Below are 20,175 nucleotides of genomic sequence, written 5' to 3'. Positions count from 1 at the left end.
ATCGCTCGGCAACGGCAGCTATCTCGTCGTGACGCCGCCGACGTCCGAGAATCCGGCGGCGTGGCGCCGCGAATTGGCCCGACGCCGTGTTGCCGCCACGCTCACGGCACTGCCAGGGGCCCACGCCCGCAGTACGAGCGCCGCCCTCATCCATCGGCTGCCGACACTGCATCTGCCCCACCGCGTAGAAGTGGCGCGCCGTGCGGAGATCCGTTCGCGTCGGGACGCGCTCGACTGTCGGGTCGCGTGGGGCCCACCGCCTGAGGACGTCGGCGGGGTGTTCACCCAGCGGGTGGCGGAGACCGTCGTCGAGGTCGCGGCGTGTCACGGCGCCGAGGCCGGGCTCATCGTGGCGGGCGCCGCGCTGCACCGTGGACTGTCACATGCACAGCTGTGCGACGCGCTCGCCCTCCATGACCGTCGCAAGGGGGTGAACATGGCGCGCGTCGTCGTCGATCTCGCGGACGCCCGGGTCGAGTCGCCGGGGGAGAGCCGGCTGCGCTGGTTGTGCCACACCTACTGGATCGCCTTGGAGCCGCAACACTCGATCCGCGACGAGACGGGCCACGTCTTCGCCCGGGCTGATTTCCGGGTGGCAGGTACCCGTGTCCTCATCGAGTTCGACGGGCTCGGCAAGTACGACAGCCCGCGCGCCCTGCAGGCCGAGAAGCTGCGTCACCTGCGTCTTGAGCGTCTTGGCTACATCGTCGTGCGGTTGACGTGGCCTGCGCTGCGTGTTCAGCCGGCGGCTGCGACGCGTCGGGCGCGGCGGTGCGGGTGGCGTGCTGCAGCGAGTCGAGCGTCAGGGCGACGAGGGCGAGCCACACGAGGCCGAAGCCGACCCAACGTCCGGCACTCATGTGCTCGCCGAGCACGAGCACGCCGCACAGCAACTGCATGATCGGCGTCATGAACTGCAGCAGCCCGATCGTCGTCAGCGGGATGCGACGGGCCGCCGCGGCGAACAGCAGCAACGGGATGGCCGTCGCGACGCCGCTGAAGGCGAGCAGAACGCTGTGCGAGACGCCGTGCCCGCTCCACGTCAGATCCTTCGACGGCAGCACGAACAGCAGCAGCGCTGCGGCCAACGGCGCGAGGACGACAGTCTCCGCTGTCAGCCCCTCGAGGGCGCTGAGGTGGCCGCCGATGCGCTTCTTCATGAGGCCGTATGCGGCGAACGACAACGCGAGGGAGATGGAGATCCACGGCGGGCTGCCGTAGTCGATCGCGAGGTAGACGCACGCGACGACACCGATCGCGACGGCGAGCCACTGCAGACGCCGCAGCTTCTCACCGAGCACGAGGACGCCGAGCATCACCGTCACGAGAGGGTTGAGGAAGTACCCGAGCGCGGCCTCGGTGACGTGGCCGCTCGTCACGGCGACGACGTAGATCGTCCAGTTCGCGGCGATGAGCAGCGCCGCGATGGTGATGGCGCCGAGCCTGCGCGCGTCCCTGAACAACCCGCCCAGGAAGCCCAGATTGCGGGTGATCGCCAGCAGGACGAGACACAGCAGCAGCGTCCACAGGATGCGATGGCTGAGGATCTCCCACGCGCCCGCCGGTTCGAGGGCATGGAAGTACAGCGGAAACAGACCCCACGCCAGGTAGGCGAGGAAGCCGTAGATCGTGCCTTGGCGCTGCTCGTCAGCCACGCTTCTCCATCGGTCGTCGGTCCGGGTGATCCCGGCGGGGCAGGTGACACCGGTCAGTGCATCAGAAATCTATCCATTCTCGGTTTTCGTCTCGCGCTGGATGTTCGTCTCGCGCAGGCGCCGCGCCAGCCCTGACGCTCGTCGCACCGGGGTGCGCACCGCGTGCTCGATGGCGTCGTCCGTGCCGACGACGGTGAGGTGCGCACTCGCGCGCGTCAGCGCGGTGTAGAGCATCTCGCGCGTCAGCAACCGCGAACCGACCGGCGGCACGATGACCGTGACGTGCTCGGCCTGGCTGCCCTGAGCCTTGTGCACCGTCATCGCGTGCATCGTCTCGACGTCGGCCAGGCGCCACGGTGAGAACTCGGTGCGTTTCTTCGTCCCCTCGCCCGCCTTCTGCCCGCGGTCGACGAGGACGACGAGGTGCCCGCCCGCGTCGATGACGACGCCCGTGTCACCGTTGAACAGCCCGAGGCTCGGGTCGTTCTTCGTCACGATGACCGGCCGGCCGACGTACATGCGGCCCGCCACGATGTCGATGCCCCGATCGGCGAGCGAGGCCTCGACGAGGCGGTTCCAGCGGGCGACACCGTATGGTCCGGTGCGGTGCGCGCACAGGAGACGGTGGTGACGCAGGGCGTCCAGTGCTGCGGCACGATCCCCGGCGGCGGCCGCCTGACGCAGCTGCCACGCCGATTCCGCGACGTGCGGCAGCGCGGCCAGGTCGACGTCGTCCTCGCTGAGGTGTTCGACGTCGCCGCGCCCACCGCGCAGCACCGCGGCGACGCCCGCGACCTGTTCGTCCGGCGTCGGCGCCGCGAAGGCCAGCGCGAGATCGCGGCGGGATTCGCTGAGCCGGTGATGCGTCGTGAGGCGCACGATCTGCGCGTCGTCGAGCCCGGAGACGAGGTCGCTCAGCACCGAACCGGCCTCGACGGATGCGAGCTGATCGGGGTCGCCGACGAGGAGCAGGCGCGCCGTCGGCTTCAGCGCTTCGAGCAGGCGCGCCGTCATCGCGAGCGACAGCATCGACGCCTCGTCGACGACGACGAGATCGTGCGGCAGCGGGTTGCTCGCGTCGTGCACGAAGCGCTGCGAGTTCGTGCGATCCCACCCGAGCAAGCGATGCAGGGTGATGGCGTCGGGGGCCGCGTCGGGGCCGACGCCGTTCTCACGCAATGACTCCGTCATGCGCGCCGCCGCCTTGCCGGTGGGAGCCGCGAGCGCAAGGCGCAGGTCGGCTCCGAGCCCCGCGTGGGCGGCGCGGATGATCGCAGCGAGCGTGTAGGTCTTGCCCATGCCCGGGCCACCGGTGAGGACGGTCAGCGATCGCGTCAGGACCGAGTGCACCGCTCCGCGCTGCGCGTCGTCGAGCGCGATGCCGGCGATGGCCGCGTCGGCATCTGCCTGCGACTGCGTGGTGAGGGGAGCCAGCAGTGATTGCCGCTGTGCGATGAGGTCGGCGATGAGGTTCTCGTCGCGGTCGTGACGATCCATGATGAGCAGCGGCGGATCTGCGGCGTCCGCGCCGTCGCCGCGCACGTGCACGACGCCTTGGTGCGCGAGCGCACTGGCACGCACGAGATCGGCGAGGGCCGCAGGGTCGGGCACGGCAATCACCTCGGCGAGCGTCGTCACCGCGAGGTCGACCTCGTCCTCCTGGTCACGCGCGACCTCGGCGCCCGTCGTGGCGACGCCTGTGAGGTCGAGCGCGCTCGATCCTTCTCGGGCCGCGCGTACGGCGAGAGCGAGCAGCGCGAGCGGCCACCCGTCGGGTTCACCCACGGCGCGGGCGATGCGACGGCCCACGAGTTCGTCGCCGCGGCTGACGAACTCGTGCTCGGCGAGGACGTCGAGTGGGTGGCGTCCGTCTGCGCGACCCGCGTCGGGCGCGACAACCGCCGATTCGGGCGCAGTCTCGACATGGTGGTCGGTCATCGTTGGCTCCCTCGCTCGCGACCGTCGATGATGGCGGACAGCGCGACAACGAGCGCTGCCGGTGGGCGCCACGTGAAGACTCCGAAGGGGGTGTCGTCGTCGCCTCGCGGCGTGTCAGCCCCCGCCATGCCACGCAGGTAGAGATACATGACGCCGCCGAGGTGGGTCTCGGGGTCGTAGCCGGGCAGGCGCCAGCGCAGGTAGCGGTGCAGGACGACGGCGTACAGAATCGCCTGCAGCGGATACGACGAGTGATTCATCGCCGCGGCGAGGGCCTCGGGGCCGTAAGCAGACAACGTGAGCGGGGCATCCGGATCACCCAGGCGGTTCGTCTTGTAGTCGACGACGAAATAGCGCCCGCCGTGACGGAACGTCAGGTCGATCGAGCCGGTCAGGTACCCGCGCAGCGTCTCCTCGCCGAGCAGGGAGGCCTCGAGATGGTCGGCGTAGGGACGCAGCGGGTCGTCTTCCGGCAGGTGACGGCGCAGGACGTCGGCGAACGCACGCAGGGTCGCCCGGGCGTGGGGGGTGTCACCGCCACCGAGGGGGATCTCGAAGTCCATCTCGGCGATGCGGTCGCTCGCTGCGATCCGACGCAGGCACACGTCGTCGGCCAGGGGCCCGAACGGGGTGGCGAGCACCCCGCGCAGCGCTTCGACGAGGGCGTCGACGTCGACGTCCGCCGGCCAGCGCAGCTGTTGTTCGACGATGTGCCGGCGCAGCTCGGCGTCGAGGTCGTCGGCCTGGAAGTCGGCCTCCTCGAGCACACCGTGCACGAGCGAGCCGAACGTCGCGCCGAGCGGCTGGTCGTACATGGGGGAGAGAGCGTCAGCCCCCAGGACATCGAGCGCCGACGGTGCCTGCGGCAGCGCGAGGTCGACGTCCGGGTCGAGCTGGGCGCCGACGGCGTCGGGCTCGCTGACGACGCCCGCCAGCTCGTCGGCGCGCTCGCCGGCGGCCGACAGCGCGGAGTACGACGTGCGTCGCCAGGACGTGTCGACGAGGCGTGGGTCGAACCGTGAGAGGTTCATCTCGTCCCTCGAGACGGCGACGTGAACGGGCGTCGGCTCGGCGCCGGGCACGACCTCGGTGAGGGTGAAGGCCCGGTGTTCGGCCCAGGTCTGGAGGGTCTCGAACCGCTTGTCACCGCGCGGCAGGCCGTTCTGCTCGGTCGTGGTGATGACCTCGCTGCCCTTGTCGCTCGTGCGGCGCGTCAGCAGTTCTCCCAGCGACGCGGGGTCGGCGGCCTGACCGAACAGCAGCCGGTGCAGGGCGCTCTTCGAGGTACTGCGTGCCGTCGGCGCCCACCACAACACCACCTTGCTCTGGGCGCGCGTCATCGCCACGTACGCGAGGCGCATCTCCTCGCCGGAGGCCTCCTCGTGCGATCGCGACGCGTTGATGACGCCCGGGTCGAACGAGACGACACGGCCCGCCTCGGTGTAGACGATGTCGGGAACCGAGCGGTCCTTGTCCCATCGGTTCCACAGCGTCGGCGCGAAGACGATGGGGTACTGCAGCCCCTTGCTCGCGTGGATGGTCGACAGTGTCACGGCCTGCGCGTCGGAGTCGAGACGCATGAGGCGCGCGTCGGCGGTGACCTTGGCATCCGCGGCGCTCTGCTCCTGCACCCACGCGACCAGCGCCGCGATGCCGCCGCCGGACGCGAGCTGACGCTCCGTCAGCAACTGCGCGCAGTGCTCGATGTCGGTGACGTCGCGTTCGCCGCCGACGCGGGCGAGGAGGCGTTCGAGCATGCCGCGCGCCCGCAGCGCATCCATGACGGCGGGGATGCCGCCCTCGTCGAACTGCGCCGCGAGCGCGTGGACGAGTTCGGCGGATTCGTCGACGTCGGCCGTCTCGAGTGCGTCGATGCGGGCGACGTCCCAGCCGATGAGGGGCGTCAGGCACGCAGCTCGCACGCGCTGCGCGCGATGGGGTTGTTCGAGGGCGAGCAGGAGCTCGAGCCACCAGGCCCCGGCGCTGCTGCGCAGTACGGAGTCGCCACTCATCATCACGGCGGGGATGCCGGCGGCACGCAGCTGCTCGCGGACCTCGAGCAGCTGTGCGTGGGTGCGCGCGAGGACCGCCATGTGGTGCGGCGCGAGCGGCGCGTCGGCGAATGTCGTCCCGCTCGCCAGCAGCTCGCTGGCGCGCACCGCGAGGTCGTGCGCGACGGCGCTGCGCGCGCCAGCTGCGGGCAGCGGGTCACCGTTGACCCAGCGCATCTCGATCGGCGCGGCGTCGCCGACGAGGCGGGACGTCTCGCGGTCGGCGGTGACGGGGTGCGCGACGATACCGGGCGAGAGCGTCACGTTGCCCATGAGGCGGCCGAGGGCGTCGACGAGCGGGCCGTCGCTGCGGTAGTTCGTCGGCAGCGTCGAACGGTGCTCGGCGGTCTGCGACGCCCGCAGGTAGGTGTGGACGTCGCCGCCGCGGAAACCGTAGATCGCCTGCTTGGGGTCGCCGACGAGGATGAGGGAGCGGCCCGCCTCCGAGAACGCCGTATGGAAGACCTCCCATTGCACGGGGTCGGTGTCCTGGAACTCGTCGACGAGCACGACACTCCACCGCGCCCGCATCCGTTCGCGGGCGATCGACGGGGTTGCACGCAGTGCGGTGCGCAGGTCGACGAGCAGGTCGTCGTACTCGATGATGCCGGCGCGGCGCTTGCGGCGCGCGTACTCGTTGCGCAGCGCCTCGGCGAAGTCGATGACGGCGCGTTGGCTGTCGTCGGCGGCCGCGTCGAGGGCGGCGCCGGTGTTCGTCAACACGCAGTGGCCGATGAATCGTGCCCGCTCGTGCGAGAGGTCGAACGACGGATCCTGCGCGCGGCGGGCGACGTAAAGGTCGTCGATGACCTCGTCGCGCAGGCCGGTCGTGTCCTCGACGAGCGTCGCGAACGAGTCGGAGTCGCCGGCGACGCCGAGGCCCTTGAGCACGTCGTGGCAGAACTGGTGGATCGTCGCGATGAGCGCCGAGTCGAACGACGCGAGCGCTCTCGCGAGGCGGTCGCAGCGCTCCGTGATCACCGCTGGGTCGTCGCTGCGCAGGGCTGCGACGAGAGCGCCGTCGTCATCGCGCGGCGCCTGACGCAGCCGCGTGAGCACGCGTTCGAGCTGTTCGCGCACGCGTTCGCGCAGCTCTTGGCTGGCGGCGCGCGAGAACGTCACGACGAGCAGTTCCTCGAGCGGCAGCCCCTCCTCGGCCACGAGACGGGTCACGAGGGCGCTCAGCGTCCAGGTCTTGCCCGTTCCGGCGCTGGCCTCGATGAGGGTCGTGCCGTGCGGGATGGGCGTCGTGACGTCGAACTGCACGGACGGCGGCGGCGCGGGTGCCCCGAGCGGGTTCGTCGCGACGGGTGCTGGGGTCTCGGTCATCGCCCGATCGGTCCCTTCTGGTCGAGCAGCGGCATCCACAGCCGTTTGCTCCGGTCGATGAACACGTTGCCGGCATTGAGCCGGTCGAGTGAGGGCACCTGTGGCGCGTAAACGCGCTGCCACCAGGGGTCGTCGCGTTCACCTTCGCGATCGAACGTGCCCACCCAGACCGGGAGCGCCTTGCTCGCCCCGACGTTGAGGGCGAGTTCTTCGGTGGCGTTGCGCGAGCGTCGCCCGGTGCGGTAGCCCTCGATGAACGCGAGCGACGTCTTCGCCGGCACCGGCAGGGGCGCGCGCAGACCGTCGAGGCGCAGGGACGCGAGGTCGGTGAGCGCGCCGAGCGGGTCATCGGGTGCGGTGAGGCGGCACTCGCCGTACTTGCCGCGCACGGCGGCGCTCCACTCCTGCCCGGGACGGGAGGCGGCGACCGCGAGGACGCTCACCCAGGCCCGCGCGAGGTGCCGAGCACTGACGGAGCTGTAGTTGACGATCTGGATCTCGTCGCCGATGACGTGCGGGACGACACCCGTCAGCCGGATGGAGGTCGGCCCGCTCGGTCCGTTGAGCGGGAGGGGGATCGACACGTCGATACTGCGTCGCTCACCCGGCGGCAGGCCCCGAAGGATGGCGCCGACCTTGCGCGTGATGTCGCCGATCTTCGACGGCAGCGGGCTCGGTGGCAACGCGCCACTGTGGCTCTCCTCGGCGCTCGCCTGCTCCAGCGGCACCCCGCTGAGGGTGCGACGCAGGAGGCGATCGCCGACGGCCCACTGCTCGAGCGGGTCGAGGTCGATCGGTAGCGCATCCTCGGTCTCGTCGGCCTCGTACGTGACGCCCGTCTGCAGCCGGTCGGACAGGAACGTGCGGGCCGGGTTCTCGATGAACCTCACGAGCTCGTCGAGGGTGACGTCACGGGGTTCGCGGGCCGGCAGCAGGCCGGTGAGCAGCGGCGGCAGCGAGGCCTCGTCGGCGACGGCGCGTCCGCTCTCACGCGCCTGCCGCAACGAACGCGCGCCGGCGAGCGCGGCCGCGTCGTACGAGCCACCCGGCAGGGGTGACCTGAACGTGAAGTTGCGTTCGTCGAACGGTTGCAGCGGGTGGACGAACTCGAAGGGGTGACGCTCGGCGTCCTCGGGGGTCGGCGCGCCGGTCGCGGCGGCCGCGGCGATGAGCTCCTGCAGCGGGACGGCGGGCGGGCGGCGAGTGCCGTCACGCTCGTCGAAGCCCGAGTAGAACGCGATGAGGTGCTTGCGCGCCGCCATGACGGCGTCGAGAAGCAATTGTCTGTCCTCACTGCGCGGGTCGCGCTCGCCGAGATGAGGGTCGCGAGCGAGTGCGTCGTCACCGTCGACGACGAAGGAGCGGGGGAAGCTCTCGTCGTCGAGGCCGAGCAGGATGACGGCCTGGTGCGGCACCGAACGCATCGGCGTCAGCGTGCACACGCTGACGGCGCCGTTGCGGAAGTTGCTGCGCGACGGGCGCGGGCCCCAGCGCTGCTCGAGCATGACGCGCATGTCGGTGAGACGCAGACCGGTGCGGGTGCTGCCTTCGGCGAGGAACGCCAACTCGCGCTCGAACGCCCCGAGCTGCCACGCCTCGTCGCGCGACGGAGCAGCGACGGCGCCCACGTGACGCCGCAACCAGTCGAACCATTCCTGCGGCGTGAAACTGCCCCGGGGAAGGTCGACGCCCGCTGAGCTCGTGCCGCGCACCGCCTTGGCGGCCGCCGTCACCTCCGTCATGAGGGTGACGAAGGCGCTCGCCGTCTCGATGTCGGAGGTGCCCAGGTCGTCGATGGGCAGCAGGGCGCCCGCCGGGGCTTCGGTGTCGGCGCTCATCGCGACGCCGAGTGCGAGCCGGTCGAGAGCCAGCGTCCACGTGTTGGCCGGCATCTGGAGGAGGCCGTACTCGCGGCGGTGCTCGGCGTCGTAACCCCAACGTGCACCGCTCGTGCGCACCCACCGGCTGATGCGGTCGAGGGCGTCCGTGTCGAAACCGAATTTCTCGCGCACGGCGGGCAGGTGCGCGAAGTCGAGCACCTCGGATGCGGTGGCGCGCCCGCCGGCGAGGCCGAGCAGTCGCAGGGCCACCTCGGCGAGGGGGTTGGTGGCGGCGAGGCCGCGGTCGGCGAGCTGCACGCGCAGACGTCGACCGGGATGGTGCGCGCCGTCGTCGTCGACGGAGGCGAACGCCGCCTTGATGAGCGGCGCGTACGTCTCGACGTCGGGGCACATGACGACGATGTCGCGCGGCTGCAGCCTGCCCTCGGACTCGTCGAGCAGCCACAGCAGCGTCTCGCGCAGGGCGTCGACCTGACGGGCCGGGCCGTGACAGGCGTGAACCTGGAAGGAGGCCGTGTCGTCGATGGTCGACACGGCGCTCGGGGCGCGGTTGGCGCGGATGTCGGCCTGCAGCTGCTCGAGGCGCGTGCCGGCAGCAGCCCCGCGCGAGGATCCCTCACCGGCAGGCCCCTGACCGAACGGGGCGGCCGCCGGTGCGCTCGCGTCCTCGACGTCGCGTCGCAGCAGCGTCAGTTCGAGTTCGCGGACGTCACGCCCGAGCATGGCGAGCAGCGGGTGCTCCGCGGCGCGCGCGCTGTCGTCGCCGCGGCGCCGGAGACCGCCGGAATCGAGCTGGCGCAACCGCTGCCAGAGGGCGTCGCTCGGGTGCGGCAGCCACAGATGCGTCTCGTGACGTGCGGCGAGCGCTTCGAGCAGGTCGAGTGTCGCCGTCGACACCCGGGTGTAGCCGAAGAAGTTGACGCGCCGCGGCAGGGACAGCGTCAGCGTGCCGTCGCGCAGGCCGGTGGACACGCGGTCGAGCCGCGTGACGGGCGACTCGTCGATGCCGTGCGCGCGCGCCACGTCGAGCACGTCACGCCACAACCGGGGCTGCCACGCGAGGTCGGGCGGGACGTCGCCGCCGGCACCGCTCTCCCAGGCACGAACGAGCGCGGGACGCTCGTCGCTGTAGCGCGCGAACAGCCCCGCGAGGCGACGCGCGACCGCGTACCGACGAGACTGGCGGGCACGGTGGAACCACGCGTCGTTCTTCGACGCGCCACCGGACAGCGCATCGGCCCCGAGGTGGTGGGCGAGCGTCTCGAACCCGGGGCGCTGCACGGCCGCGTCGACGGCTTCGAGGACGAGCCAGGCGAGCCGGTCGGGGTGCCACGGGTCGTCGAACTCGCGCCCGAGGGCGAACGACATGAACGAGTACGGCGTGTGGACGCTCAGCCCGGCGCACACCCCGTCGTCGCCGATGTCCGAGCCGAGCTCGTGCGCGAGGCGTTGGCTCAGCCAGCGCTCGACGCCGGGGGAGGGCGCGATGACGAGTTCACGGTCGAACACGTCGAGCGGATCGCTCGCGAGGAGCGAGCCGAGCTGCTCGGCGAGCGCGGTCGGGGAAGCTTCCCGATGCAGGATGAGTGCCACGTCACAGACAGTAGACGCTGCCTCCGACAACCGCGGGATTCCGGGGTTCTTGCGTCCTGCCGGCGACATCGCACCTGCCGGCAGGAGCCTATGAACGCCACGGCTGCGGGTGCGGGCCTTGTGCCCCGACGAACTCCCGTCGGTAGCAGGGGCAGACAGGCTCCCCACTCCATCTGTGAGAGGGCAGCCGCATGATGCCCGGCATCACCGCAGAACGCCCACAGGCGAGACACACGCGCCAGCCTCGCGGGCGCAGGTGGTGCGCCCCGATAGGCTGGCCCGGTGAATTCCGGTCTGCTGGGCTACCTCGTCGTGCTCGGCGTCACCCTCGGTGGCGTCGCGCTCTTCGTCGCTGCCATGGTGGTCCGTCGTGTCCTCGCACCGCGCGTGCCCAGCCCGACGAAGCTGACGACGTACGAGTCGGGCGTCGACCCCATCGCCGGCAACTGGCAGCAGTCCGGGTTCCGGTACGTCGCGTTCGCGTTTCTCTACGTGGTGTTCGCCGTCGACGCCGTCTACCTGTTCCCGTGGGCGCTCGTCCTGCGCACGAGCGGTCTCGGCGTTGCTTCACTGTTCGAGATGGGCATCTTCATCCTCGTCCTGCTCGTCGGCCTCGCGCATGCCGCGCGCCGGGGCCTGCTGGCCTGGCTGTGAGGTGAGCCGACGATGACCGACGATTCCCGCACGCCCGCCGCCGACGCGACCTCCCCCACGGCAGGGCCGATCGAAGCCACCGCAGCGCCCGCCGTCGACCTGCCGATGCCGATGGTGCGTCCCCACGTCGGCATGGCGCAGGAGCATGCACCGAAGCCGATGCGGCTCGTCCTCAACTGGGGGCGCCGCTACTCACTGTGGGTGTTCAACTTCGGCCTCGCCTGCTGCGCCATCGAATTCATCGCCGGCTCGATGTCGCGCCACGACTTCATCCGCCTCGGCGTCATCCCCTTCGCGCCGGGCCCACGCCAGGCCGACCTCATGGTCGTCTCCGGCACCGTCACCGACAAGATGGCGCCCGCCGTCCGTCGCCTCTACGACCAGATGCCCGAGCCGAAGTACGTCATCAGCTTCGGCGCGTGTTCGAACTCCGGTGGGCCGTACTGGGATTCGTACTCCGTGACGAAAGGCGTCGACCAGCTCGTGCCCGTCGACGTCTACGTGCCCGGTTGCCCGCCGCGCCCCGAAGCGCTGCTGCAGGGCATCGTCACGCTGCAGAACCAGATCGCGCAGGAGAAGCTGACCGGCGAGAGCATCATGTCGCGCCTCAACCCGTTCTCCACCAAACGCCGCAGCGCCGCGTCCGTCCAGCGTCCGCTCGTGACGAAGCCGGGGCACGACGTCCCCTCGACGAAGGCGACGGGCGCCACCAAGGCCGACGCCCCGACACCCGACACCCCCACGACCGGTGATGACGCATGAGCCGCGAACCGCGCCGCGTCGACGTCGCGCTCGACGAGTGGATCGCCACGCATGAAGCGCACCGCGCCGACGGCTACACGTTCTTCGACTTCGTCACCGCCGTCGACGAGACCGATCGCGATCTGCCCGACAAGCCGGCAGGTTTCGACCTCGTCAGCCACCTCTATGAGATCGGTGACGGCGACGTCCCCGGCGTGCGCGCGAGTGTCATGACGCGCGCACGGGTGCCGCTCGCCTCGGGTGACGACCCTGCGCACGCCCCGAGCCTCACCGGCCTGTGGCGCGGCGCGGCATGGCACGAACGTGAGACGTTCGAGATGTTCGGCATCGTCTTCGACGGGTTCGACGACGGCACGGGCGCCGGTCTGCGCAAGCTGCTGCTGCCCGAGACGTTCATCGGCACGCCGCTGCGAAAGTCGTTCGTCCTCACGGCGCGCGCGAGCAAGGAGTGGCCGGGCATCAAGGACCCCGGCGAGTCCAAGGGTGAGAGCCCTCGCGCGGGAGCGGCCAAGCGCCGCAAGGTCATGGCGCCGGGCGTCCCCGACGACACGTGGGGGCCGCGATGAGCGTTCTCGACGTGACGTTGCGCAGCGTGGCCGTGCTCGCCTGTTTCATGGTGCTGCCGCTCGTGCTCGGCCAGGTCGAGCACAAGGTGATGGCGCACATGCAGGGGCGCCTCGGCCCGATGGAGGCCGGCGGTTTTCACGGGTGGGCGCAGCTCGTCGCCGATGGCGTCAAATTCGCGCAGAAGGAGGACGTGACGCCGCGCGCCGCCGACCGGGGCGTGTTCAAGCTCGCGCCGGCGGTGTCGATGTTCAGCTATCTGCTGGCCCTCGCGGCCATCCCGTTCACGCCGAGCCTCGTCGCCGGTGACCTGCCCGCGTCGCTCGTCTACGTGCTCGCCGTCTCCGGCATCGGCACGGTCGCGACGCTCATGGCCGGGTTCGGTTCGGGCAACAAGTACGCGATGCTCGGCGCGTTCCGGTCGGCCGCGCAGCTCGTCAGCTACGAGGTGCCGCTCATCCTCGCGTGCGCGTCGTTCGCGATGGCTGCGGGTTCGCTCAGCATCTCCGGCATCGTCCACGAGTGGCACCCGATCTGGTTGCTGTGGCAGCTGCCGGGCGCGTTCGTCCTGCTCGTCGCGATGACGGCCGAGCTGCAACGTCCGCCGTTCGACATGCCCGTCGCCGACTCAGAGGTCGTCATGGGCGTGATGACGGAGTACACCGGCCTGCGTTTCGCGCTGTTCCTGCTGAGCGAGTACGCAGGCATCGTCGTGATGTCGGCACTGTTCGCCGCGCTCTACCTCGGCGGGTGGAACGGCCCGTTCGAGGGCGCGCTCGGGTTCGTATGGATGCTGCTCAAGACGGCCGTCGTCGCCTTCGTCATCTTGTGGATGCGCATGAGCTGGCCGCGGCTGCGTGAGGACCAGCTGCAGCGTTTCGCCTGGTTCGTGCTCGTCCCGCTCGCACTCGTCCAACTCGCTCTCACCGCGGCAGGAGTGATCTACACCGCATGACTCAGCCTCACGAGAACGACACGTCCACCTCAGGCGACGCGACTCCCGACGCCCCACGCGATCTCGGTCGCCACGTCCACCCGCTGCCCTCCTCCGGGCGTGAGGCGGGTCCGATCCGCGGCCTGCTCGCCGGGATGCGCACGACCGCGCGCACGATGACGAAGAAGACGTCCGTGCAGCAGTACCCGGACGTCAAGCCCGACCTGCCGCCGCGCAGCCGCGGCGTCATCGCGCTGCTCGAGGAGAACTGCACCGCCTGCATGCTGTGCGCACGCGAGTGCCCCGACTGGTGCCTCTACATCGACTCGCACAAGGAGACGGTGCCGAGCGAGACGCCGGGTGGGCGCGATCGTCAGCGCAACGTCGTCGACCGGTTCGCGATCGACTTCTCCCTGTGCATGTACTGCGGCATCTGCATCGAGGTCTGCCCGTTCGACGCGCTGTTCTGGAGCCCCGAGTTCGAGTACGCGACGAACGACATCCGCGACCTGCTGCAGGAGAAGGACGAGCTCGGCGCGTGGATGCGCACCGTCCCCGCGCCGCCCGACCTCGACGACGGCGCACCCGAGGCCGCCGAGGTGGCCGCGGCGAGCAAACCCGCACGCGTGCAACGACGTCGGCCGACGCAGTGAACGCGAGCGCCACGACGACGCGGGTCACCGCCCGCCACACCGAAGTCGACACGCCCATCAGCAGCCGGACAGCCAGGACCAGGGGGAGCGACCATGACCGTCCATGACGCCCTGTTCGCCTGCCTCGGCCTCATCAGCGCCGCGTCCGCGATCTGTGCGGTGACGACGCGGCAGATCGTCCACGCCGCACTGTGGCTGACGGTGTGCCTCGCGACGCTGTCGGGCTGCTACCTCGTCCTCGGCGCCGAACTCGTCGCGCTCGTGCAGTTGCTCGTCTACGTCGGCGCGGTCGTCGTCCTCGTCCTGTTCGCCGTCATGCTGACGCGCGCGCCGATCGGGCGCAGCGGCGACCACGACGCGCCCATCATGACGCGGATGGCCGCCCTCGTCATCGCCGCGGCGACGGGCGGTCTGCTGTTCTCGGCGTTCGTCTCGGCGTTCGGCACACGCCGCGCGCGCATCGACTCGGGCACGACGACCGACCTCGCGCAGAACCTGTTCGGCCGGTTCGCGTGGCCGTTCGAGGTCGTCTCGCTCGTTCTGCTCGCCGCCCTCGTCGGGGCCCTCGCGATGATCGGTTCGCGACGCTCGGGAGGCGGTCGATGATCCACCTCGTGCTGCCGTTCGGCCTCGCCTCGATCCTCGCCGGCGCCGGTGTCTACGCCATCCTCGCGCGCCGCAACGCCGTGCTCATGCTCATCGGTGTCGAACTCGTGCTCGCGGCCGCGAACCTCGTGCTCGTCACGACGAGCGCGATCCTGCCCGATCCGGGCGGCTCCGCCCAGATCATGTCCCTGTTCGTCATCACCCTCGCCGCCGCCGAGGTGACGCTCGCGCTCGGCATCATCCTGTACGCGTTCCGCGCGCGCGGCCACATCGACCTCGGCGAAGGACTCGACGCCGACGAGGTACGCGCCGACACGCGTGAGGTCACGGGGGAAAACAGCGGCGCTCGCGAGGCGGGCGCGACGGCCACCGCAGCTTCGCCGGCCGCGACGTCGACCACGTCGCCGGCATCCTCATCATCCTCGCCGGAGGTGACCTCGTGACGAGCGTGACGTCTCACCTCGCGCAGGCGGCTCTCGCGTTGCCGCTCATCGGCGCGCTGCTGGCGTTCGTCCTCGGGCGCCGCAACGTCGTCGCCTTCGTCCTCGCCTCCGTGACGACGGCCGCGGCGCTCGGCGCGGCCGTCTGGCTCGTGCTGCGTCATCTCGGCTCGGGGGTGGCGCAGGACGTCACGACGCTCGACGCGCTGCCGCTCGGGCCCACGCTGCGGGTGCCGCTGCAGTTGCGCGACGATGCGACGAGCGCGCTCATCGTCGCCGTCGTGCTTCTCGTGTCACTGACGGTGCAGCTCTTCGCGCGCTGGTACCTGTACTCCGATCCGCGCTATCGCGTGTTCGCCTCGAGCGTCGCGCTGTTCACCGCGGCGATGGTGCTCGTCGTGCTGTCGAACGACGTGCTGCTCACGCTGATGGGCTGGGAGGTCATGGGCTGGTGCTCGTACCTGCTCATCGGTCACGAGAGCGAGCGCGCTGCGGCCCGCCGCGCAGCGTTCAAGGCCCTCGTCGTCACCCGCCTCGCAGACGCGCCGTTCATCGTCGGCCTCGCGGCGCTCGCGATGGTCGCGCACACGACGCGTATCAGTGACATCCTCAGCACGTGGACGCACATCGACGGCCCTCTGCGTCTCGCCGTCCTGCTCGGCCTCGTCTGCGGCGTGCTCGGCAAGTCGGCGCAGCTGCCGTTCAGTGACTGGCTGCCTGATGCGATGGAGGGCCCGACGCCCGCCTCCGCGCTCATCCACGCCGCGACGATGGTGGCCGCCGGCACCGTCGTGCTCGCCCAGTTCGAGCCGCTGCTCGCGCTCGAACCGACAGCCCGCCTGACGCTCGTCCTCGTCACCGGCGTGACGTCGCTGCTCGCGGCGCTGGCCGCGTTCTGCCAGTTCGACCTCAAGCGGTTGCTCGCGTGGTCGACCGTCAGCCAGGTCGGGCTCATGCTGCTGGCCGTCGGCGCCGTCCCGCCGGGCGACTCGGCCGACGCCGCGCTGCTCCACCTCGTCGGCCACGCCTTCTTCAAGTCGATGCTGTTCTTGCTGCTCGGCTGGCTGTCCGTCGTCATCGGCAGCACGCTCGCGAGTCGCATGTCGGGGTCGCTGCGTCGCCTGCCGCGCACGCTCGTTCCGGCGACCCTGGGGCTGTTCACCATGGCGGGGCTGCCGCCGACGATCGCGTTCGTCTCGAAGGACGCGATGATCAACGACGCAGCGCGCTCGCAGGCGGACGGACACGTCGAAGGGCTCATCGGGTTCATCATGCTGTTCCTCATCGTCGCCGCGACCGCCGCGTACTCGATGCGTGCCTGGCTCATCCTGCAGCACCGCACGACGCTGGAGCGCCGCGGTGAACGTCAGGTCCTCAACGACTCGCACGTCGTGCGCGACGTCGACATCGTCGAACTGCTGCGCACCTCGCCCGAGGTCGACGAGCACGGCGAGGAGATCGCCGCCGTCGAGGAGTACGACGAGGACGAGGTGCTGCCGCGCCCCGGCGTCATGGTGCGGTTCATGCTGTGGGTGCTCGCCCTCGGCGGCATCTTCGGTGGAGCCCTCGCGCTGACGCCACTCATCGACATCGACACCCGGCATCTCAACCTGCCGATGATGGGGGCCACCGTGCTGCTCGTGCTCGCGTCGGTGCTCGTCGTGCGCATCATGTCGCTGCGTCAGCTCTACGGTGACGCCTCCCGGCGCCTGCCGCGACGCATGACGCTGCTCGCCACGCGCGGGTTCGGCCTCGATCGTGCCTATCTCGCGCTGGCGCGGCCGGTCGTGTGGTTCGCCCATGTCGTCCACGGCACCGATCTTCGTCTCGCCGCAGCGCACGACACGCTGCCCGCCGGCATGGCGCGCCTCGGCGACCTCGCCGACGCACCGCACACGCGCCGCCCCTCGACCGGCCTGTCGTGGGTCGTCGTCGGCGTCGTCGTCGCCTCGGTCGTGGGGGTGACGTTGTGGTGATCGCCCTGCTCCTCGCCAGCGCCCTGCCGCTCGGTCTCGGCGCCGCTCTCATGGCGGCCGACCGTCTCGGACGTCCGCTGTCGCACACCGCCGCCTGGTGCATCGCCCTCCTGACCGCGGCTGCGTCGCTCGGCGCCGGCCTCGCCGCGGCGATGGGGGACGCCGTCGTCGACCGGCCGTGGGTGCCGCAGATCGGGCTGCGCCTGCACCTGACGATCGACGGCATCAGCGCGCCCCTCGTCGTGCTCGCCGCAGCGGTGACGCTGCTCGCCGTCGCCGTGTCGTCCCGTCAGCGTCCGAAGGGCACGCCGGGGCTGTTCTACGGCAGCCTGCTCGTCGTGCTCGGCGCGGCCGTCGCCGCGTTCACGGTGCGCGACGTCATCGGCTTCTTCATCGCCTTCGAGGTCGCCCTCGTGCCGATGTGGGTGCTCATCGACCGCTTCGGTGACGCTGCGCCCGCCGAGCGTCGTCGCGCCGGGTGGATGTTCGCGCTCTACACCGTCGGTGGCTCCATGCTCATGCTCGCGGGGCTGCTCGTGCTCGTCGCCGCAACCGGCACGAGCGACCTCGACCACCTGACGACGGCCGCACACCACCTGCCGTTCACGACGACGCTCATCGCCGCGACGCTCATCAGCGTCGGCCTCGCCGTCAAGGTGCCGCTGCTCGGCGTGCACGCGTGGCTGCCGCGCGCTCACACGGCGGCACCGACTGCCGGTTCGATGATGCTCGCCGCCGTGCTGCTGAAGCTGGGCACGTACGGTTTCGTCCGTCTCGTCGCGCTGCCGATGCCGGACGCATGGCGCCGCATCGCGCCGATCGTCGCGATCCTGGCGGTCGCCGGCATCATCGTCGGTGGCCTCGTCTGTCTCGTCGAACACGACCTCAAACGCCTCGTCGCGTGGTCGTCGATCGCCCACATGGGTTTCGTCATGCTGGCGCTCGCGGCCGGGCAGGTCATCGGTTTCGGCGCCGCGCTCTACGGCAACATCGCGCACGGTGTCATCTCGGCGCTGCTGTTCGCGATCGTCGGTGCGCTGAAGGCGCGCCGTGGGCCGGTCGACGTCGACGCGCCCGCGCTCGGATTGCGTGACACCGATCCGCGACTCGGGTTCGCCCTGGTCGTCGGGGTCGCCGCTGCGTTCGGGCTGCCGGGGCTCGCCGGTTTCTGGGGCGAGATCCTCGCACTCTTCGCGGCGTGGGATGCGCCGTCACGACCCAACACCCTGTTCCACGTGCTGACGGCCCTCGCCGCCCTCGGCGCCGTGCTCGCCGCAGTCTACGGCGCACGCGTATTGCGCGCCGTCTGGGCCGGCGACCTCGACGACGACGCTCGTCGCGCGGCTGTCGATGACGCCCGTCGAGCGACTGCGAACGCTGCGTCTGACGCGGCGGCACAGCCTGGCGCGAGGTCGACCGAGCTCGGCGCGAAACCGGCCGGTGCGAGTTCGTTCGACGCGACGGCCGTCGCCGACGCGTCGGATGGCGTGGCAGCCGTCGCGTCGCCGGCCGACGGCGCCGCGGCCACGCAGCGCGTCACGGGCGCGGAGTGGCTCGCGATCGGCGTGCTGACGCTCGCGACGATCGCCCTCGGTCTCGTCCCGAGCCCCCTCATGCATCTCATGAATGACGAGCTCGTCACGCTGCTGGGAGGCGTCAAGTGAAGATCTCCGTCGACGCTCTCGCCCTCGCTCCGGCTGCCGTGCCGATGGTCGCGGCGCTTCTCGTGCTGCTCGTCGACGTGGTCTTCCACGCCAAGGCGCGGTTGCCGTGGATCATCGCGGCTCTCGGTCTGATCGGTGCGTTGGGTGCCCTCGTCGTCGCGGGGCGCCGAGGGCACGTGGCGACGTTGTGCTCCGGCGGGGAATGCTGGTGGCGTCTCGACGCGCCGGGTACGGGCCTCGCGGGGTTGGCGCTCGTATCGGCGCTCGTCGTCGTCGTGCTCGCGGCGTTCGAGCCGGTGCGTCCGACGTCCCCTCAACGCGCCGCGGTGCGCGCCATGCTCGTGCTGTCCGCGACGGCCGGATGCGTCGGCGTCGTCGCCGCGCGAGACCTCGCATCCTGGCTCGTGCTCCTCGAACTCGCGACGCTGCCGAGCATCGCCCTCGTCGCGTTGCGTGGTGGCCGGGCGGCCGCGCACGGTGCGTTGACGTTGCTCGTCACGGCGCTCGCGTCGTTCGCCGTGCTCGCGCTGGGGTGTGCGTTGTGGTTCGCTGCGACGGGCACCATCGCGATGAGCGGTGACGCCGTCATCACGGCGTTCGCCGACCCGGCTCGCAAGCCGCTCGCCGTCGTCGCGATGATGCTCGTGCTCGCCGGTGTGGGTTTCAAGCTGTCGCTCGCGCCGTTCCACGCGTGGACGCCGGAGGCGTTCGCGGGGTCCGGCACGTGGGTCGCGGCGTTCCTCGCGACGACGTCCAAGGTGGGCGCGCTCGGCGCGATGCTCGTCGTCGTGTCGGCGGCGTCCGCGCTCGGTTCGCCGGCGCAGACGGCCCTCGGCATCATCGCGGCGTTGTCGATGACGCTCGGCAACGTCATGGCGCTGCGTCAGGTCGATCTGCTGCGTCTCATGGCATGGTCGACGGTCGCGCAGGCCGGTTGGGTGCTGCTGCCGCTCACGAGTGTCTCGGCCGGTTCGACGCATGCGGCCGCGCAGTATCTTGCGCTCTACACGCTGGGCACGGCCGCGGTGTTCGTGGTCCTCGCCGCGTTCGAGCGGCCCGGCCGGGCCGTGCAGATCGACGCGCTGCGCGGCATGTTCCGCTCGCATCCGCTGAGTGCGGCGACGATGGCGCTCGGCCTGCTCGCGCTCGCCGGGTTGCCGCCGAGCATCGTCGGTGTCGTCGCCAAGGTCGTCGCGATGAAGCCCGTCGCCGTCGACCACTCGTGGTGGCTGCTCGGGTTCGCGGTGCTCAACACGCTGCTCGGCGTCGCGGTGTATCTGCGCTGGATCGTCGCGATGTTCGTGCCGATCGGTGACGCGACGGGCGGCGCATCCGATGCGCCGGCCGCTGACTCCGTCGAGGGGGCGGGCGCGACAGTCGTGGGTACGTCCGCAGGCGCGGCGGCCTCGCCGTTGGTCGTCGCGACGCGCGGCCACCGCGTCGTCATCGCGCTGATGGCGCTCGCGCTCGTCGCGACGAGCGTCCTGCCGTCGTTGCTGCTGCGCTTCTTCTGAG

General features: G+C 70.9%; 14 protein-coding genes. 10 read left to right on the top strand and 4 right to left on the bottom strand.

The genetic code is table 11. The features are described 5' to 3' along the window. Window positions 1-611: 611 nt before the first annotated feature. From rarD to recC, 4 genes are all read right to left on the bottom strand, one after another. On the bottom strand, window positions 612-1,655 hold the full coding sequence (gene rarD, locus NQ706_RS05770; protein WP_081873585.1) for an EamA family transporter RarD: 1,044 nt from the start codon (window positions 1,653-1,655) through the stop codon (window positions 612-614). A 69-nt stretch (window positions 1,656-1,724) separates the two neighbouring features. Next, the gene (recD, locus tag NQ706_RS05765; protein WP_051805658.1) at window positions 1,725-3,593 is read right to left on the bottom strand and encodes an exodeoxyribonuclease V subunit alpha; all 1,869 of its coding nucleotides are present in this window, start codon (window positions 3,591-3,593) and stop codon (window positions 1,725-1,727) included. After that, complete coding sequence (locus NQ706_RS05760; protein ID WP_051805661.1) at window positions 3,590-6,973, bottom strand: UvrD-helicase domain-containing protein; 3,384 nt, start codon at window positions 6,971-6,973, stop codon at window positions 3,590-3,592. Before NQ706_RS05760 ends, recD begins: the two co-directional genes overlap by 4 nt. Further along, the gene (gene recC, locus NQ706_RS05755) at window positions 6,970-10,407 is read right to left on the bottom strand and encodes an exodeoxyribonuclease V subunit gamma (RefSeq protein ID WP_038567007.1); all 3,438 of its coding nucleotides are present in this window, start codon (window positions 10,405-10,407) and stop codon (window positions 6,970-6,972) included. The genes NQ706_RS05760 and recC overlap by 4 nt, the downstream gene beginning before the upstream one ends. Window positions 10,408-10,689: 282 nt before the next feature. On the opposite strand from recC, the gene NQ706_RS05750 reads away from it, so the two are divergent. The 10 genes from NQ706_RS05750 to NQ706_RS05705 all read left to right on the top strand — a co-directional run bounded on the left by NQ706_RS05750 (window position 10,690) and on the right by NQ706_RS05705 (window position 20,174). Beyond that, the gene (locus tag NQ706_RS05750) at window positions 10,690-11,061 is read left to right on the top strand and encodes an NADH-quinone oxidoreductase subunit A (RefSeq protein ID WP_006946140.1); all 372 of its coding nucleotides are present in this window, start codon (window positions 10,690-10,692) and stop codon (window positions 11,059-11,061) included. 12 nt (window positions 11,062-11,073) lie between these two features. Then, window positions 11,074-11,823, top strand: coding sequence for an NADH-quinone oxidoreductase subunit B (locus NQ706_RS05745; protein ID WP_038567009.1), 750 nt, complete (start codon window positions 11,074-11,076; stop codon window positions 11,821-11,823). Continuing rightward, window positions 11,820-12,389 (top strand): NADH-quinone oxidoreductase subunit C, encoded by a 570-nt coding sequence (locus tag NQ706_RS05740; protein ID WP_038567011.1) that lies wholly within the window; start codon window positions 11,820-11,822, stop codon window positions 12,387-12,389. The genes NQ706_RS05745 and NQ706_RS05740 overlap by 4 nt, the downstream gene beginning before the upstream one ends. Next, a complete protein-coding gene (locus tag NQ706_RS05735; RefSeq protein ID WP_038570367.1) occupies window positions 12,386-13,342 on the top strand; it encodes a complex I subunit 1 family protein in 957 nt (318 codons plus the stop codon). Before NQ706_RS05740 ends, NQ706_RS05735 begins: the two co-directional genes overlap by 4 nt. Continuing rightward, entirely contained in the window at window positions 13,339-13,974 is a 636-nt protein-coding gene (locus NQ706_RS05730) for an NADH-quinone oxidoreductase subunit I (protein WP_200874239.1), read from the top strand. The genes NQ706_RS05735 and NQ706_RS05730 overlap by 4 nt, the downstream gene beginning before the upstream one ends. A 93-nt stretch (window positions 13,975-14,067) precedes the next feature. Then, complete coding sequence (locus NQ706_RS05725) at window positions 14,068-14,580, top strand: NADH-quinone oxidoreductase subunit J (RefSeq protein ID WP_038567014.1); 513 nt, start codon at window positions 14,068-14,070, stop codon at window positions 14,578-14,580. Then, window positions 14,577-15,023: an NADH-quinone oxidoreductase subunit NuoK gene (gene nuoK / locus NQ706_RS05720; protein WP_081873587.1), complete on the top strand. Its 447-nt coding sequence runs from the start codon at window positions 14,577-14,579 to the stop codon at window positions 15,021-15,023. The genes NQ706_RS05725 and nuoK overlap by 4 nt, the downstream gene beginning before the upstream one ends. Continuing rightward, entirely contained in the window at window positions 15,020-16,996 is a 1,977-nt protein-coding gene (locus NQ706_RS05715; RefSeq protein WP_051805663.1) for an NADH-quinone oxidoreductase subunit L, read from the top strand. The genes nuoK and NQ706_RS05715 overlap by 4 nt, the downstream gene beginning before the upstream one ends. Beyond that, the gene (locus NQ706_RS05710; protein WP_150112716.1) at window positions 16,993-18,660 is read left to right on the top strand and encodes a NuoM family protein; all 1,668 of its coding nucleotides are present in this window, start codon (window positions 16,993-16,995) and stop codon (window positions 18,658-18,660) included. The genes NQ706_RS05715 and NQ706_RS05710 overlap by 4 nt, the downstream gene beginning before the upstream one ends. Continuing rightward, a complete protein-coding gene (locus NQ706_RS05705) occupies window positions 18,657-20,174 on the top strand; it encodes an NADH-quinone oxidoreductase subunit N (RefSeq protein WP_038567016.1) in 1,518 nt (505 codons plus the stop codon). Before NQ706_RS05710 ends, NQ706_RS05705 begins: the two co-directional genes overlap by 4 nt. Window position 20,175 lies beyond the last annotated feature (1 nt).

This window comes from Dermacoccus sp. BD5, from assembly GCF_044878485.1.
Lineage (GTDB): Bacteria > Actinomycetota > Actinomycetes > Actinomycetales > Dermatophilaceae > Dermacoccus > Dermacoccus nishinomiyaensis.
This window is presented reverse-complemented; position numbering and strand designations above follow the sequence as displayed.